At 61.5% G+C, this 14,129-nt stretch carries 13 protein-coding genes; 2 read left to right on the top strand and 11 right to left on the bottom strand.

The genetic code is table 11. From position 1 onward, the window contains the following. Positions 1–5 precede the first annotated feature (5 nt). From EL191_RS11230 to EL191_RS11220, 3 genes are all read right to left on the bottom strand, one after another. Positions 6–1,253 carry a hypothetical protein gene (locus EL191_RS11230; protein ID WP_041979470.1) on the bottom strand — a complete coding sequence of 416 codons (1,248 nt, stop codon included), beginning with the start codon at positions 1,251–1,253 and terminating at the stop codon, positions 6–8. Positions 1,254–1,314: 61 nt separating this feature from the next. Then, complete coding sequence (locus EL191_RS11225) at positions 1,315–1,761, bottom strand: PaaI family thioesterase (RefSeq protein ID WP_013715394.1); 447 nt, start codon at positions 1,759–1,761, stop codon at positions 1,315–1,317. Then, positions 1,758–2,210: a PaaI family thioesterase gene (locus EL191_RS11220; RefSeq protein WP_017360785.1), complete on the bottom strand. Its 453-nt coding sequence runs from the start codon at positions 2,208–2,210 to the stop codon at positions 1,758–1,760. Before EL191_RS11220 ends, EL191_RS11225 begins: the two co-directional genes overlap by 4 nt. A gap of 147 nt (positions 2,211–2,357) precedes the next feature. Here EL191_RS11220 and EL191_RS11215 point away from each other — a divergent pair, with 147 nt between their 5' ends. Continuing rightward, positions 2,358–2,633, top strand: coding sequence for a hypothetical protein (locus EL191_RS11215; protein WP_017360784.1), 276 nt, complete (start codon positions 2,358–2,360; stop codon positions 2,631–2,633). Between the two features lie 143 nt (positions 2,634–2,776). After that, positions 2,777–3,067, top strand: a complete 291-nt coding sequence (locus EL191_RS11210; RefSeq protein WP_013715391.1) for a hypothetical protein — start codon at positions 2,777–2,779, stop codon at positions 3,065–3,067. 62 nt (positions 3,068–3,129) lie between these two features. Here EL191_RS11210 and EL191_RS11205 read toward each other — a convergent pair whose 3' ends face one another. The 8 genes from EL191_RS11205 to EL191_RS11170 all read right to left on the bottom strand — a co-directional run bounded on the left by EL191_RS11205 (position 3,130) and on the right by EL191_RS11170 (position 13,947). Beyond that, complete coding sequence (locus tag EL191_RS11205; RefSeq protein WP_041979474.1) at positions 3,130–3,522, bottom strand: MAPEG family protein; 393 nt, start codon at positions 3,520–3,522, stop codon at positions 3,130–3,132. Beyond that, complete coding sequence (locus EL191_RS11200; protein WP_013715389.1) at positions 3,519–4,253, bottom strand: DUF599 domain-containing protein; 735 nt, start codon at positions 4,251–4,253, stop codon at positions 3,519–3,521. The genes EL191_RS11205 and EL191_RS11200 overlap by 4 nt, the downstream gene beginning before the upstream one ends. Positions 4,254–4,358: 105 nt before the next feature. Next, positions 4,359–5,672, bottom strand: a complete 1,314-nt coding sequence (gene brnQ, locus EL191_RS11195) for a branched-chain amino acid transport system II carrier protein (RefSeq protein ID WP_041979476.1) — start codon at positions 5,670–5,672, stop codon at positions 4,359–4,361. 355 nt (positions 5,673–6,027) lie between these two features. After that, positions 6,028–6,915, bottom strand: coding sequence for a succinate--CoA ligase subunit alpha (gene sucD, locus EL191_RS11190; RefSeq protein WP_017360781.1), 888 nt, complete (start codon positions 6,913–6,915; stop codon positions 6,028–6,030). Next, positions 6,915–8,081: an ADP-forming succinate--CoA ligase subunit beta gene (gene sucC / locus EL191_RS11185; protein WP_013715386.1), complete on the bottom strand. Its 1,167-nt coding sequence runs from the start codon at positions 8,079–8,081 to the stop codon at positions 6,915–6,917. The genes sucD and sucC overlap by 1 nt, the downstream gene beginning before the upstream one ends. Before the next feature lie 240 nt (positions 8,082–8,321). Continuing rightward, entirely contained in the window at positions 8,322–9,758 is a 1,437-nt protein-coding gene (lpdA, locus tag EL191_RS11180) for a dihydrolipoyl dehydrogenase (protein ID WP_013715385.1), read from the bottom strand. Between the two features lie 66 nt (positions 9,759–9,824). Continuing rightward, positions 9,825–11,051: a 2-oxoglutarate dehydrogenase complex dihydrolipoyllysine-residue succinyltransferase gene (gene odhB / locus EL191_RS11175; protein ID WP_041979478.1), complete on the bottom strand. Its 1,227-nt coding sequence runs from the start codon at positions 11,049–11,051 to the stop codon at positions 9,825–9,827. Positions 11,052–11,115: 64 nt separating this feature from the next. Further along, positions 11,116–13,947 (bottom strand): 2-oxoglutarate dehydrogenase E1 component, encoded by a 2,832-nt coding sequence (locus tag EL191_RS11170; RefSeq protein WP_013715383.1) that lies wholly within the window; start codon positions 13,945–13,947, stop codon positions 11,116–11,118. Between the last annotated feature and the right edge of the window lie 182 nt (positions 13,948–14,129).

The following is a 14,129-nucleotide window of genomic DNA, read 5'->3' as shown; positions in this document are numbered from 1 at the left end:
AGGGTTTAGGGTTCCAGCAACTCCAAACGGCCGATTTCTTCCGGCTTGAAACTGAAACTGGCCTGCCCACCACCACTGCCCATCTGCTGAGTGAGGCGAATGCTGCCATCGGCGTCGACGCCGACGAAGCGCCCCTCGACCGTACCGCCACTGGCGCGACTCAGGCGCATGCTGAGGTTGCGATACTGTTCCGGATTGCGCTGCAGGCGCGCCAGACTGAAGCGTTGCCGGCGGTCGACCGGGCGACTCAGGCGCTCCTCGATCGGGGCCGCCTCGCGCTGCGGCGTAGCCTGAGCTGTGGCAATGGCAGGCAGCGCCGGGAAGCGATCACCTTCCACCGCCCAGCCCTGCTCGGCACGCTTGTGCAGGCGCACCGGTAGACGCTCGCTACGCCCGTCAATCTGCGCATCGACCTGCAGCTCCAGGCGGTCACCCTCGAAGGTGAACACCGGCAGCTTCAGCTCGCTCACCTTGCGCGTGGCGAAGCGCCGTTGCAGATAGTCCTGTAGCACATGGGCAATGGTGTCACTGGAATCGAAACGCGCATCGACCTGGCCATCGGTATAGCGCAGACGATCACGATAGAGCTCGACGCGACCACTGAGGCTGGTTTTGAAACGTGGCGGCAACACCAGGTGGAAATCCCCGACCAGGCGATTCGGTGCCTGCGGTTGCAGGTCCAGATGCAGGGTGTAACCCCGGCCGAGGCGACGCGCCTCGGGCAAGTCCTGTTCTGGCAGCAGCCAGCTCAACTCCACCTCTGGCAGGTTGCCACTGTCTTGCGGCAGGACGTCGACACGCACCGGGCCGTCGACAGGCTGCGGCAGGCGAATGCTCAGTTCGCGCTGGGCGAAGAAGTCGAGCCCTTCGCGCAGCACCAGCACGCCGTCGATCAGTTCACCCTGCTGCGGTCGAAACGGCTGGCCATTGAGTTCACCGGCCAGATCGATGGCCAGCTCCGCCGGCGCGTGTACCTCGGGCTTGAGCCAGTCGAGGCGAATGATCGCCGCCAGGCGCTCGGCATCCTTGCTGGCCAGCAGCGTCATGCCCACCACCAGGGGAATGATGCCAAGCCCCACCAGAGCGACCGCGCTGCGCGCACGCGCCCAGTGACGAACGACGTAAAGCAGCGTGATCGGCGGTATCAGGCTGCCCCAGCCCCACAACAGACTGGTGGCGAACGCACGCATCACCAACCAGACAAGACCGGCCAGCATCAGCAACAGACCACCAATAATCAGCAACGCATCCATCTACAGAATCCTTGTCATTGTTTCGCTGCGCTGCCATACCACCCGGCGTTCCGAGCGGAACTCAGGGCTCATCGACCTTGAAATGGGCACGGGCGGTGGCGATGGGCTCGGTCTGAGTGGTTTGCCAGGCGGTAATTGCCACGTTGGCCACCCGCCGCCCCTGGCGCCAGACCTGGCACTGCGCGTAGGTGTCACGATAATGGCCGGCGCGCAGGTAATCTATCGAGAAGTCGATGATTTTCGGCAAATGTGGAATGCCCATGAACATCAGCAGATGAAGCATGGCGGCATGCTCCATGAAGCCGGCGATCACTCCGCCGTGCAGCGCCGGCAACATCGGATTGCCGATGCAATCCTGGTTGGCGGGCAGGCGGAAGACCATGTCCTCGCCCAGGCGCAGACACTCGATACCGAGCAGTTTGGCGTAGGGAATCAGGTTGATCAGCGGATCGTAGTCATTTTCCTGATGGGCGCGTGCCACCAATTGCTCCAGATTCAGCTCGCTCATGCCCCTGCTCCCTTACCTGCATTGACCTTGCCCATACGCATGAAAGTGCCCACCACGTGGGCGATGGGTTGCTCGGGGTCATCCTGGTAGGCGTAGCCGCGGGTGAAGATGACATGAGGCGTGACTCGGTAGCACTCGGCAAAACCGAACACGTCCTTGCCGGGTTCGGCCGGGTGCATGTAGTCGATGCGCAGGTCCAGCGTCGGGCAGATCTCGAATTCCGGCAGCACGCACACCGTGGAGATGCCGCAGGTGGTATCCATCAACGTGGTGATCGCCCCACCGTGAATCACCCCGCTATCAGGGTTGCCGACAATGTGCTGGCTGTAGGGCAGGCGCAGGGTCAGGCCTTCGGCGCTGGCCGCCTGCACCTGCATGCCAAGCACCTGGCAATGGCGCAGGGCCGATAGAAAGCGCTGGGCGCGCTCCAGAACGGGGGAAGTGCTCATCCTCATACCTCGTGATGGCGACGCAAAGTCGCGCATGATAGCGCCAGCCGACAGATGCGGCACGGCTTGCCGAACGCAACGACAATGAACTTATGACGCTCTGCTCTTTCGAAAAAATGTACTGGCATTTTTTCCAAGGAGAACAACATGCAGAAAACACTCGCCTATGCCGTCATGCTAGCCGCCACGCTGGGCCTCGCCGCGTGCGACAAGCCCTCCGAGAATGCCGCCGAAGACGCCCGCGAAGCGCAGTCAGAGGCACAGGAGTCGATGAACGAGGCCGCCGAGGAGCGCAACGAAGCGGCTCAGGAGCGTGCGGAGGAGCAGCGCCAACAAACTCCGGAGCCGATGCCAGCCCCCGAAAGCGAATCGGGGCAGCCGGCCACGCCCTCTGCTGCACCGGCCGAACCCGCCAACCAGTAATCCGGCCTGTTTCACCGCCAAGCCCGCGCCCTCTTGCGCGGGCTTGGTTTTTCCGCGCTTCGGAACTTCGCTTCGCTTGTTCGCTCCAAGTTGCACGGATGACGCCAGACGCCTTCATCCGCATCACACATGGAGATGTAACCGTGCAAAAACCATTTACCTATGCCCTGCTGCTCGCGGCCATGCTAGGCCTGGCGGCCTGTGAACAATCCCCAGAAGACAAGATGGAGTCCGCCAAAGAGTCCGTTTCCGAAGCGGCCGAGTCCATGGGTGAAGCGGCCGAACAAGCCGGTGAAGCCATCGAGCAGAAAACCGATGAAGTGATGGGCACCGAACCCACCACTGGCGAGAAGATCGAGGATGCAGCCGACGATGCTGCCGATGCGATCGACAATGCCGGTGACGAAATCGGCGACGCGGTCGAAGGCCGATAAGCCCCCTCACTGAAACGACAAGGCCCGCTCGAAGCGGGCCTTGTCGTTTCTACCAGCACCGTTTACAGCGCTGGGCTGAGCATCAGCAGCAGGCTGCAGACCAGGCCCACCACCCAGATCAGACTGCGTTGCCAGTGCAGGTCCCACCAGTAGAGCAGCAGGTACAGCACGCGACTGACGACGAAGGTGATCGCCAGCGCGTCGATCAGGAATCCATAAGTCTGCGTGGTGTGCGCCATCAGCACGCCTGCGGCGAACAACGGAAATGCCTCGATGCTGTTCAGGTGAGCGGCCAGGGCGCGCGCGCCGAACCCGGTCAGGCGTGCCTGTTGCGCGCGTGGATGATGGTTGTCATAGCGCCCGCCTCCCTCCTTGGCCATGGCCTTGGCCACCGGCGCCTTGGCGATGAAGATCAACAAGGCGCTGATGAACACGCACCAGAATGGAATACTCATTCACTCTTCTCCTTGGCCACTTCGGCGGCCGGCGTTGGGGTATAGACCATTACTTCCAGCACATCCGAATGAAACTCCCGGCGATAAAGGACCAGGACCACACCCGTGGTCACCAGCATGAAGAACCAGGGATTGATGAACCAGGCCAGCGTTGCCATACCGAAATAATAGGCGCGCAGGCCAAAGTTGAACTGGTTGGCGGCCATGGAGATCACCCGAGCCGTACGCTCGCCGAAGGCCTTGCGCTCCTGCTCGGTCACGTGCCGCTCCCCCACCATCGGCGCCGACCCCACCAGCACCGCAGCGAAGTTGTACTGACGCATGCACCAGCTGAAGGTGAAGAAGGCATAGACGAAGATGATGCCCAGGCACAACAACTTGATTTCCGACAACCCACGGCTGGCCTGCTGCACGAAAGGGATGTCAGCCAACAGCGACAGTGCGCGATCGGAGGCCCCCAGCACGGTGAGAATACCGGCGAGAATGATCAGCGTGCTGGAAGCAAAGAAAGATGCGTTGCGCTCGAGGTTGCCAATCACGTTGGCATCGGCGATGCGGTTGTCGCGCAGCAGCATGCGGCGCATCCAGTCCTCACGGTACAGATGCAGGACACTGGCAAGACAGGGAGTGGTTTGCGCCTTTACCGAGGCATAACGGGTGTAGCCGCCCCAGCAGATGACGAACCAAAGCGCGGCCAGGACATGAGGCAGGTACGGATAGCTGTTGAGCATGCCAACTCCTTGTAAGACTGCTGGCGATTATAGCCAGGCCACCCGCCTTCTTGTTCCACAAAAAAGGCCGCCTTGTGGGCAGCCTTGTTTTGTTTCGAGCAAGCGTTAAGCGGTAGCACTCTGGCGCAGCCCACGGATGCGATCCAGCACCACTACCAGCGCCAGGGTGATCGCCACCGGTAGCAACCAGCCCAGGCTCTGACCGGCCAGCGGCAGTTGCCCGAACCAGGCCGGAACCTTGTCGGCCCAAGGGGTCGCAGCGATACCGTCGGCAATGCCGAAAACCAGCGTAACGGCCATCACCGGCACGAACACCAGCGATTGGGAGCGCCATAGGCGATTGGCCAGGCTCAGAGCGACCAGGACGATCGCCAGCGGATACAGGCCGACCAGCACAGGGATGGAGAAGCTGATCAACTGGGTCAGCCCCTGATTGGCTACCCCGAGACTGAACAGCCCGAACACGATCACCACGCTGCGATAGGACACCGGCAGCAGCTTGCTGAAGAACTCGCCGCAGGCGGTCAACAGGCCTACCGCGGTGGTCAGGCATGCCAGGGTGATGACCACGGCCAACAGCAGACTACCGGTGGTGCCGAAGGTGTGTTGCACATAAGTCGTCAGTACCTGCACGCCATTTTGCGCATCACCGGCGATATCCTGGCTGGTGGCGCCGAGGTAGAACAACGCCAGATAGACCAACGACAGGCCGATGGCTGCGATGATGCCGGCGATGACCGAGTAACGGGTGACGAGCCCGGCATCGTTGACTCCGCGATCACGGATGGCGCTGGCGATTACGATGCCGAAGACCAGTGCACCCAGGGTATCCATGGTCAGGTAGCCCTGCAGGAAGCCTTGCACCAGCGGCGCCTCGCGATAGCTCTCGGCGACCACACCGATCGCGCCGGCGGGAGCGAACAAGGCAGCGCCGCCCAGCACCAGCAGCGCAGCCAGCAGTACCGGGGTGATGAATTTGCCGATGCGATCGACCAACCGTCCCGGATTGAGGGAAAGGAACAACACAGCAGCGAAATACACCAGGGTGTAGATCAGCAGCGGTGCACCTTCATTGCCGGTGAACGGCGCGATGCCCATCTCGAACGACACCACGGCCGTGCGCGGCGTGGCGAACAACGGGCCGATCGCCAGGTAAACCGCTACCGCGAGGATTGCGCCGGCAATCCTGCCCAGGGGCGCGGTGAGCAGGTCCATACCGCCACCGACACGAGCCAGGGCGACCACGGTGAGCAGTGGTAGGCCAACACCGGTCAACAGAAAGCCGATTGCTGCGGGAAGTAGATTCTCGCCAGCAGCCAGACCGGCGCTGGGCGGGAAGATGATGTTGCCGGCGCCAAGAAACAGCGCAAAAGTCATGAAGCCGAGGGCCAGGAGGTCTGGGCCTTTCAAACGAGTCATAGGGGGAAATACCACAAGCAGGAAATCGAAGAATTGCGGGGGGTTTCCTTGAGGGATCCGGGAAACGTCGCCCGAGCGTTTGGCTCGAACCACTGCATGCATCGCCAGGCGCTTGTGGCGCCACGGACACGGTAGACCACGCATACTAACGAAAAGCACCCTGCAGCAGCACAGTTGCCGGGCGAGCTGTCGAACTGGCATAACTGACTGTCGCATCGATAACAGTTAGCGCAGGGCCAGCCGCACAATCTTTGTTCCCTCTCCCCGCCTCTGGCCAAGAAGATCCGGCTCGCATAAAAACGTCAGAAACAAAAAGGCCACCCGAAGGTGGCCTTTTTGCGAGGGTCAGAAGCGCTTAAGCCTTCTTGACTTCCCAACCGGTCAGCTCGGCCAGGGCCTTGCCGATGTCAGCCAGGGAACGCACGGTTTTCACACCAGCGTCCTGCAGTGCAGCGAACTTCTCGTCTGCAGTGCCCTTGCCGCCGGAGATGATGGCGCCAGCGTGGCCCATGCGCTTGCCGGGAGGAGCGGTTACACCAGCGATGTAGGACACCACCGGCTTGGTGACGTTGGCCTTGATGAAGGCAGCCGCTTCTTCCTCGGCCGAACCGCCGATCTCACCGATCATGACGATCGCTTCGGTCTTCGGATCTTCCTGGAACAGCTTCAGGATATCGATGAAGTTGGAGCCCGGGATGGGGTCACCGCCGATGCCCACGCAGGTGGACTGGCCGAAACCGGCGTCGGTGGTCTGCTTCACGGCTTCATAGGTCAGGGTACCCGAACGGGACACGATGCCGACTTTACCTGGCAGGTGGATGTGACCCGGCATGATGCCGATCTTGCACTCACCGGGAGTGATCACGCCCGGGCAGTTCGGGCCGATCAGACGCACGCCCAGCTCGTCGCACTTGACCTTGGCTTCCAGCATGTCGATGGTCGGGATGCCTTCGGTGATGCAAACGATCAGCTTGATGCCGCCGTTGGCCGCTTCCAGGATCGAGTCCTTGCAGAACGGAGCCGGAACGTAGATCACGGACGCTTCAGCGCCAGTGGCTTCTACGGCTTCCTTGACGGTGTTGAACACCGGCAGGCCCAGGTGGGTGGTGCCACCCTTGCCCGGAGTAACGCCGCCAACCATCTTGGTGCCGTAGGCGATGGCTTGTTCGCTGTGGAAGGTGCCCTGCGAGCCGGTGAAACCCTGGCAGATGACCTTGGTGTCTTTGTTGATCAGGATGCTCATTACTTACCCTCCGCGGCCTTGACGACCTGCTGGGCAGCGTCGGTCAGGCTGGTTGCCGCGATGATGTTCAGACCGCTGTCAGCCAGGACCTTGGCGCCCAGCTCGGCGTTGTTACCTTCGAGACGGACGACCACCGGGATCTTCACGCCAACTTCCTTCACCGCGCCGATGATGCCTTCGGCAATCATGTCGCAACGAACGATACCGCCGAAGATGTTCACCAAAACGGCTTTGACATTGTCATCGGAGAGGATGATCTTGAACGCTTCGGTCACGCGCTCTTTGGTCGCGCCACCACCGACGTCGAGGAAGTTGGCCGGCTGACCGCCGTGCAGGTTGACGATGTCCATGGTGCCCATGGCCAGGCCAGCACCGTTGACCATGCAACCGATGTTGCCTTCCAGCGCAACGTAGTTCAGCTCCCACTTCTGCGCATGGGCTTCACGCGGATCGTCCTGGGACGGATCGTGCATGGCGCGCAGCTTGGGCTGACGGTACATGGCGTTGGAGTCGATGTTGATCTTGGCGTCCAGGCAGTGCAGGTTGCCGTCAGCCTTGATCACCAGGGGGTTCACTTCCAGCAGAGCCAGGTCGTAGTCCTGGAACAGCTTGGCCAGGCCAACGAAGATGTGGGTGAACTGCTTGACCTGATCGCCTTCCAGACCCAGCTGGAAAGCCAGCTCGCGGCCCTGGTACGGCTGAGCGCCGACCAGCGGATCGACGGTGGCCTTGAGGATCTTCTCAGGGGTTTCGTGAGCCACTTTCTCGATGTCCACGCCACCTTCGGTGGAAGCCATGAACACGATGCGACGGCTGGAACGGTCCACTACAGCGCCCAGGTACAGTTCCTTGGCGATGTCGGTGCAGGATTCGACCAGGATTTTGCTGACCGGCTGACCATTGGCGTCAGTCTGGTAGGTCACCAGACGCTTGCCCAGCCAGTTGGCGGCGAAGGCCTTGGCGTCTTCCTTGCTCTTGACCAGCTTTACGCCACCGGCTTTGCCGCGGCCACCAGCGTGGACCTGAGCCTTGACGACCCACTCGCTGCCGCCGATTTTTTCGCAGGCTTCTGCGGCTTCTTCCGGGGTGTCCACCGCGAAGCCCTTGGATACAGGCAGGCCGTATTCAGCGAACAGCTGCTTACCCTGATACTCGTGAAGATTCATGCTTGTCTACCGTCTTCGTTTAGGTATTGCGCATTCGGCGCTGTACTTGTGATACCGCGCCACCTGTGACTGCCGAAGCAGTCCGTCGGGTTTTCCGCCGCGAGTCGAGCTCGACGCGGGCCACACGACGTGGTTCTGCTTGCAAACACCACCGCAGCGATGGGGCGATTACGCGACGCCCCGCCTACTACGGCGGCTTACAACAATTTGCGTGGCCGAACGGGTCGGCCACTGCCACGCTTAGCGCTTCTTGCGGTTGGCGATGTGGATCGCGCCACCGTTGACCGCCAGAGCCGCTTCATGCAGCGCTTCGGACAGGGTCGGGTGGGAGAAGACCATCATGCCCAGGTCTTCGGCGCTGGTGCCGAATTCCATGCCGATCGCGCCTTGCTGGACCAGCTCGGCAGCGCTTGGGCCGATGACGTGCACGCCCAGTACGCGGTCGGTATTGGCATCAGCGATGACCTTGACGAAACCGCCGGTATCGTTGGCCGCCATGGCACGACCGCTAGCAGCGAACGGGAAGGTACCGACATTGACGGCAACGCCTTCGGCCTTCAGTTGCTGCTCGGTCTTGCCGACCCATGCGATTTCCGGGTGGGTGTAAATCACGGACGGGATCAGGTCGTAGTTCATCTGCGCCTTGTGGCCAGCGATGCGCTCGGCAACCATCACGCCCTCTTCCGAGGCCTTGTGCGCGAGCATGGCACCACGCACGACGTCACCGATGGCGTAAACGCCCGGAACGCTGGTTTCGCACTGGTCGTTGACGAAGATGAAACCGCGCTCGTCCAGATCAACACCACTGTCGGCAGCCAGCAGATCGGTGGTCACCGGGCGACGGCCCACGGCCACGATCAGCTTGTCGAAGGTCATCTTCTGCTCGCCATTGGCGTCGGTGAAGCTGACAACGACCTGCTTCTTCTTGATTTCCGAACCGGTCACGCGAGCGCCCAGGCGGATGTCCAGGCCCTGCTTGGTCAGGGTCTTCTGGGCTTCCTTGGCGATCTGCTCGTCGGCAGCGGCGAGGAACTTGTCCATGGCTTCCAGCACGGTCACTTCAGAACCCAGGCGAGCCCATACCGAGCCCAGCTCAAGGCCGATAACGCCAGCGCCGATGACGCCCAGCTTCTTCGGTACGCTCTGGAATTCCAGGGCGCCGGTGGAGTCAACGATCACATCCTGATCGACCGGGGCCGGCGGGATTTCGACCGGTTTGGAACCGGAGGCGATGATCACGTGGGCGCCTTCGACCACCTGGGTCTTGCCGTCAGTGCCGGTGACTTCGACCTGCTTGCCAGCCAGCAGCTTGCCGTGGCCTTCCAGCAGGGTCACGCCGTTGGCCTTGAATAGCGAGCCGATACCGCCGGTCAGGTTCTTAACGATGGTGGCCTTGCGACCGATCATCGCCGGTACGTCGATGGTCACGCCCTTGGCTTCGATACCGTGTACAGCGAAGCCTTCTTTGGCTTCATGGTACTTCCAGGAGCTGTCCAGCAGCGCCTTGGAGGGAATGCAGCCGACGTTCAGGCAGGTGCCGCCGAGGGCGATCTTGCCGTCCTTGCCCTGGTACTTCTCGATGCAGGCGGTCTTCAGACCGAGCTGAGCTGCTTTGATGGCGGCTACATAGCCACCAGGGCCGGCACCGATGACTACCACGTCGAATTTCTGGGTCATAACGTATTCCTTCTCGAATAAACCGGACGGCCCTGAGAACAGGGCCGCCGTGGAGGAGACTGGCTTTTAGATTTCCAGCAGCAGGCGCGCCGGATCTTCAAGCAAGTTCTTGATGGTCACCAGGAAGGTCACGGCCTCCTTACCATCGATCAGGCGGTGGTCGTAAGACAGCGCCAGGTACATCATCGGGCGGATCACCACCTGACCGTTGATCGCCATCGGACGCTGGATGATGTTGTGCATACCCAGGATGGCGGCTTGCGGCGGGTTGACGATCGGAGTCGACATCATCGAACCGAACGTACCACCGTTGGTGATGGTGAAGGTGCCGCCAGTCATTTCTTCGATGGACAGCTTGCCGTCTTTGGCTTTCTTGCCGAAGGTGGCGATGCCGCTCTCGATTTCAGCCAGGCTCATCTGCTCGGCGTTACGCAGAACCGGAACCACCAGGCCACGGTCGCTGGACACGGCAACGCCGATGTCGGCATAGCCGTGGTAAACGATGTCGTTGCCGTCGATCGAGGCGTTGACAGCCGGGAAACGCTTCAGCGCCTCGGTAGCAGCCTTGACGAAGAACGACATGAAGCCCAGGCGCACGCCATTGTGGGACTTCTCGAACAGGTCCTTGTACTTCGAACGCAGAGCCATGACTTCGGTCATGTCGACTTCGTTGAAGGTGGTCAGCATGGCCATGGAGGACTGAGCTTCGACCAGACGCTCGGCGATCTTGGCGCGCAGGCGGGTCATCGGCACACGCTTCTCGGTACGGTCGCCAGTGGCAACGACCGGAGCAGCGGCGGCAGCGGCAGCCGGCTTGGCAGCGGCGGCCGGAGCGTTCTTCTTGGCTTCAACGGCAGCGACCACGTCTTCCTTGGTCACACGGCCACCTTTACCGGTACCGGCGATGCTGTTCGGATCGATACCGTTCTCTTCGGCCAGCTTGCGCGCGGCCGGAGAGAGGATGGCGTCGTCGCCAGCAGCGGCAGCCGGTGCAGCAGTCTGGGCTGGAGCGGCGGCAGCGGCCGGAGCGGCAGCCGGAGCAGCGGCAGCAACGCCACCTTCGGTCAGTTTGCCCAGCAGCTCGTTAGAGAGAACGGTGTCGCCTTCGTTCTTGATGATTTCAGCCAGGACGCCGTCGGCCTCGGCCAGGACTTCGATCACCACCTTGTCGGTTTCGATGTCGACGATCAGCTCATCACGCTTGACCGCTTCGCCCGGCTTCTTGTGCCAGGTGGCCACGGTGCCGTCGGCAACCGATTCCGGGAAGGTTGGGGCTTTGATCTCGATAGCCATTTTATGTGTTTCCTTAAATTCGGTTTACCGGTAGGTGGCACCTGCCACCTACCGGATGAAGGCGTTAAACAGTAAAGGCGTCCTGCAGCAGTTTTTCCTGCTGCTCGGCGTGCATCGAGGCATAACCGCAAGCCGGCGCTGCCGACGCATCACGACCGGCATACTCCAAGAACAACGACTTCTTGTGTGCGGTGGCGACACGACGCATGTGGTGCTGGCTGCAGTACCAGGCGCCCTGGTTCATCGGCTCTTCCTGACACCAGACGATGTGCTTGAGGTTCTTGTACGGCGCCAGCGCTTCGGCCAGATCCTCTTCCGGGAACGGATAGAGCTGTTCGATACGCACGATAGCGATGTCTTCGCGACCCTCGGCACGACGCTTCTCCAGCAGGTCGTAGTAGACCTTGCCGCTGCACAGGATCATGCGCTCGACCTTTTTCGGGTCCAGCGAATCGATCTCGCCGATCACGGTCTGGAAGGAGCCTTCGGCCAGATCTTCCAGGGTCGAGATGGCCAGCTTGTGACGCAGCAGCGACTTCGGAGTCAGCACCACCAGCGGCTTGCGCAGCGGACGGATCACCTGGCGACGCAGCATGTGGTAGACCTGAGCCGGGGTGGTCGGCACGCAGACCTGCATGTTGTGCTCGGCGCACAGTTGCAGGTAACGCTCCAGACGCGCCGAGCTGTGCTCAGGCCCCTGCCCTTCATAACCATGCGGCAACAGAACGGTCAGACCACACAGACGACCCCACTTGGTCTCGCCGCTGGAAATGAACTGGTCGAATACCACCTGGGCACCGTTGGCGAAGTCGCCGAACTGGGCTTCCCAGATCACCAGCGCGTTAGGCGTGGTGGTGGCGTAGCCGTATTCGAACGCCAGCACCGCTTCCTCGGAGAGGTAGGAGTCGTACAGTTCGAACTTCGGCTGGCCGTCGTACAGGTTCTTCAGCGGAACGTAGGTCGAGGCATCCTTCTGGTTGTGCAGCACCGCGTGACGGTGCGAGAAGGTGCCACGGCCGATGTCCTGACCGGTCATACGGATCGGGTGCCCCTCGACCAGCAACGTGGCGTAGGCCATGGTCTCGGCGAAGCCCCAGTTGATCGGCAGGCCGCCGGCCCCCATCTTCTGGCGGTCTTCGAGGATCTTCGCCACCTGACGCTGGACCAGGAAGCCTTCCGGGATTTCCAGCAGTTTGGCGGACAGGTCCTGCAGGGTCTTCAGATCGAAACGGGTGTCGTGACGCGCGGTCCAGGCATGCCCCAGGTACGGACGCCAATCGACGAACAATTCCTTGTTCGGTTCCTTGACCAGGCTCTTGACCACGTGCTGACCGTTATCCAGCGCAGTACGGTAGTCATCAATCTTGGCTTGCACGTCCTCGTTGCTCTGCACACCGGCTGCAATCAGGGCATCGGCATACAGCTCACGGGTGGTGCGCTGCTTGGCGATCTGCTGATACATCAGCGGCTGGGTACCATTCGGCTCGTCGGCCTCGTTGTGGCCGCGACGACGGTAGCAGACCAGGTCAATGACCACGTCACGCTTGTACTGCATGCGATAATCGACGGCCAGTTGGGTGACGAACAGCACGGCTTCCGGATCGTCGCCATTCACGTGGAAGATCGGCGCCTGGATCATCTTGGCCACGTCGGTAGCGTACTCGGTCGAGCGCGCATCCTGCGGGTTACTGATGGTGAAACCGACCTGGTTGTTGATCACGATGTGGATGGTGCCGCCAGTCTTGTAGCCGCGAGTCTGCGACATCTGGAAGGTTTCCATGACCACGCCCTGGCCAGCGAACGCCGCGTCACCGTGGATGGAGATCGGCAGTACCTTGTCGCCGCTGGCGTCGCTGCGACGATCCTGGCGGGCACGCACCGAACCCTCGACCACCGGGGAAACGATCTCCAGGTGCGAGGGGTTGAAGGCCAGCGCCAGGTGTACTTCGCCACCAGCAGTCATAACGTTGGAGGAGAAGCCCTGGTGGTATTTCACGTCACCGGAGGACAGGCCTTCGGTCTTCTTGCCTTCGAACTCGTCGAACAGGTCGCGCGGGTTCTTGCCGAAGGTATTGACCAGAACGTTGAGACGGCCACGGTGGGCCATGCCGATGACGATTTCCTTGGTACCGTAGGAACCAGAGCGCTGAATGATCTCATCCAGCATGGGAATCAAGCTCTCGCCACCTTCCAGACCGAAACGCTTGGTGCCCGGGTACTTGGTGCCCAGGTACTTCTCCAGGCCCTCGGCAGCGGTGACGCGCTCGAGCACGTGCGCCTGCACCTCGGCGGAAAATTGCGGGCGACCACGCACGCTTTCCAGACGCTGAGCGAACCAGTGGCGCTGGCCGGAATCGACGATGTGCATGAACTCGGCACCGATGGTGCGACAATATGTCTGCTGCAACGCACCGATGATTTCACGTAGGGTCGCCTCCTCCTTGCCGATGTACAGTTCACCGGTACGGAAAGTGGTGTCCAGATCGGCGTCGGTCAGACCGTAGTGATTGATCGACAGGTCGGACGGCGCGTTACGCACCCATAGCCCCAGCGGATCGAGCTGAGCGGCTTGGTGGCCACGCACGCGGTAGGCCTGGATCAGACGCAGCACTTCCACCTGCTTCTTCTCGTGCTCGCTGCTGACGGCACCGGCCGAGACCGGCTGGGCGCGACGCGAATTCTTAGCGAGCAGGATGAAATGATCGCGAATGGTCGAATGCGACACATCCGCTGCAGGGCTGCCGTCGGTCGGCAACTTCTGGAAGTAAGTGCGCCACTCTTCTGGCACAGCGTTGGGATCGTGCAGGTAGAGCTCGTAGAGCTCTTCCACGTAGGCAGCGTTGCCACCGGATAGGTGGGCACTGTCCCACATGCGCTGCATCACGCTTTCTTGCATGCTTGGTCACCCTCGGTAAGGGGACACCACCGGCGTGAATACCGCATGGCTCCAATCAAAGTCATGTTGCTGCGACTCGGATGAAGCCACTTGGGTTCCCGCAGATAGTCCGGGTACCAGCCCGGATGCCCCTGCTGGTCGTCATATTTTTCGAGTATGAGCCGCGGCTTTGTGGGCTTCGG

The organism is Pseudomonas mendocina (assembly GCF_900636545.1).
GTDB classification, from domain to species: domain Bacteria; phylum Pseudomonadota; class Gammaproteobacteria; order Pseudomonadales; family Pseudomonadaceae; genus Aquipseudomonas; species Aquipseudomonas mendocina.
The sequence above is the reverse complement of the archived record's forward strand: the minus strand, read 5'-3'. Positions and strand labels throughout refer to the sequence as shown.

Coding starts and splice junctions, on each gene's coding strand:
- EL191_RS11230 (WP_041979470.1), bottom strand. CDS start 1,253: ATGGATGCGTTGCTGATTATTGGTGGTCTGTTGCTGATGCTGGCCGGT.
- EL191_RS11225 (WP_013715394.1), bottom strand. CDS start 1,761: ATGAGCGAGCTGAATCTGGAGCAATTGGTGGCACGCGCCCATCAGGAA.
- EL191_RS11220 (WP_017360785.1), bottom strand. CDS start 2,210: ATGAGCACTTCCCCCGTTCTGGAGCGCGCCCAGCGCTTTCTATCGGCC.
- EL191_RS11215 (WP_017360784.1), top strand. CDS start 2,358: ATGCAGAAAACACTCGCCTATGCCGTCATGCTAGCCGCCACGCTGGGC.
- EL191_RS11205 (WP_041979474.1), bottom strand. CDS start 3,522: ATGAGTATTCCATTCTGGTGCGTGTTCATCAGCGCCTTGTTGATCTTC.
- EL191_RS11200 (WP_013715389.1), bottom strand. CDS start 4,253: ATGCTCAACAGCTATCCGTACCTGCCTCATGTCCTGGCCGCGCTTTGG.
- brnQ (WP_041979476.1), bottom strand. CDS start 5,672: ATGACTCGTTTGAAAGGCCCAGACCTCCTGGCCCTCGGCTTCATGACT.
- sucD (WP_017360781.1), bottom strand. CDS start 6,915: ATGAGCATCCTGATCAACAAAGACACCAAGGTCATCTGCCAGGGTTTC.
- sucC (WP_013715386.1), bottom strand. CDS start 8,081: ATGAATCTTCACGAGTATCAGGGTAAGCAGCTGTTCGCTGAATACGGC.
- lpdA (WP_013715385.1), bottom strand. CDS start 9,758: ATGACCCAGAAATTCGACGTGGTAGTCATCGGTGCCGGCCCTGGTGGC.
- odhB (WP_041979478.1), bottom strand. CDS start 11,051: ATGGCTATCGAGATCAAAGCCCCAACCTTCCCGGAATCGGTTGCCGAC.
- EL191_RS11170 (WP_013715383.1), bottom strand. CDS start 13,947: ATGCAAGAAAGCGTGATGCAGCGCATGTGGGACAGTGCCCACCTATCC.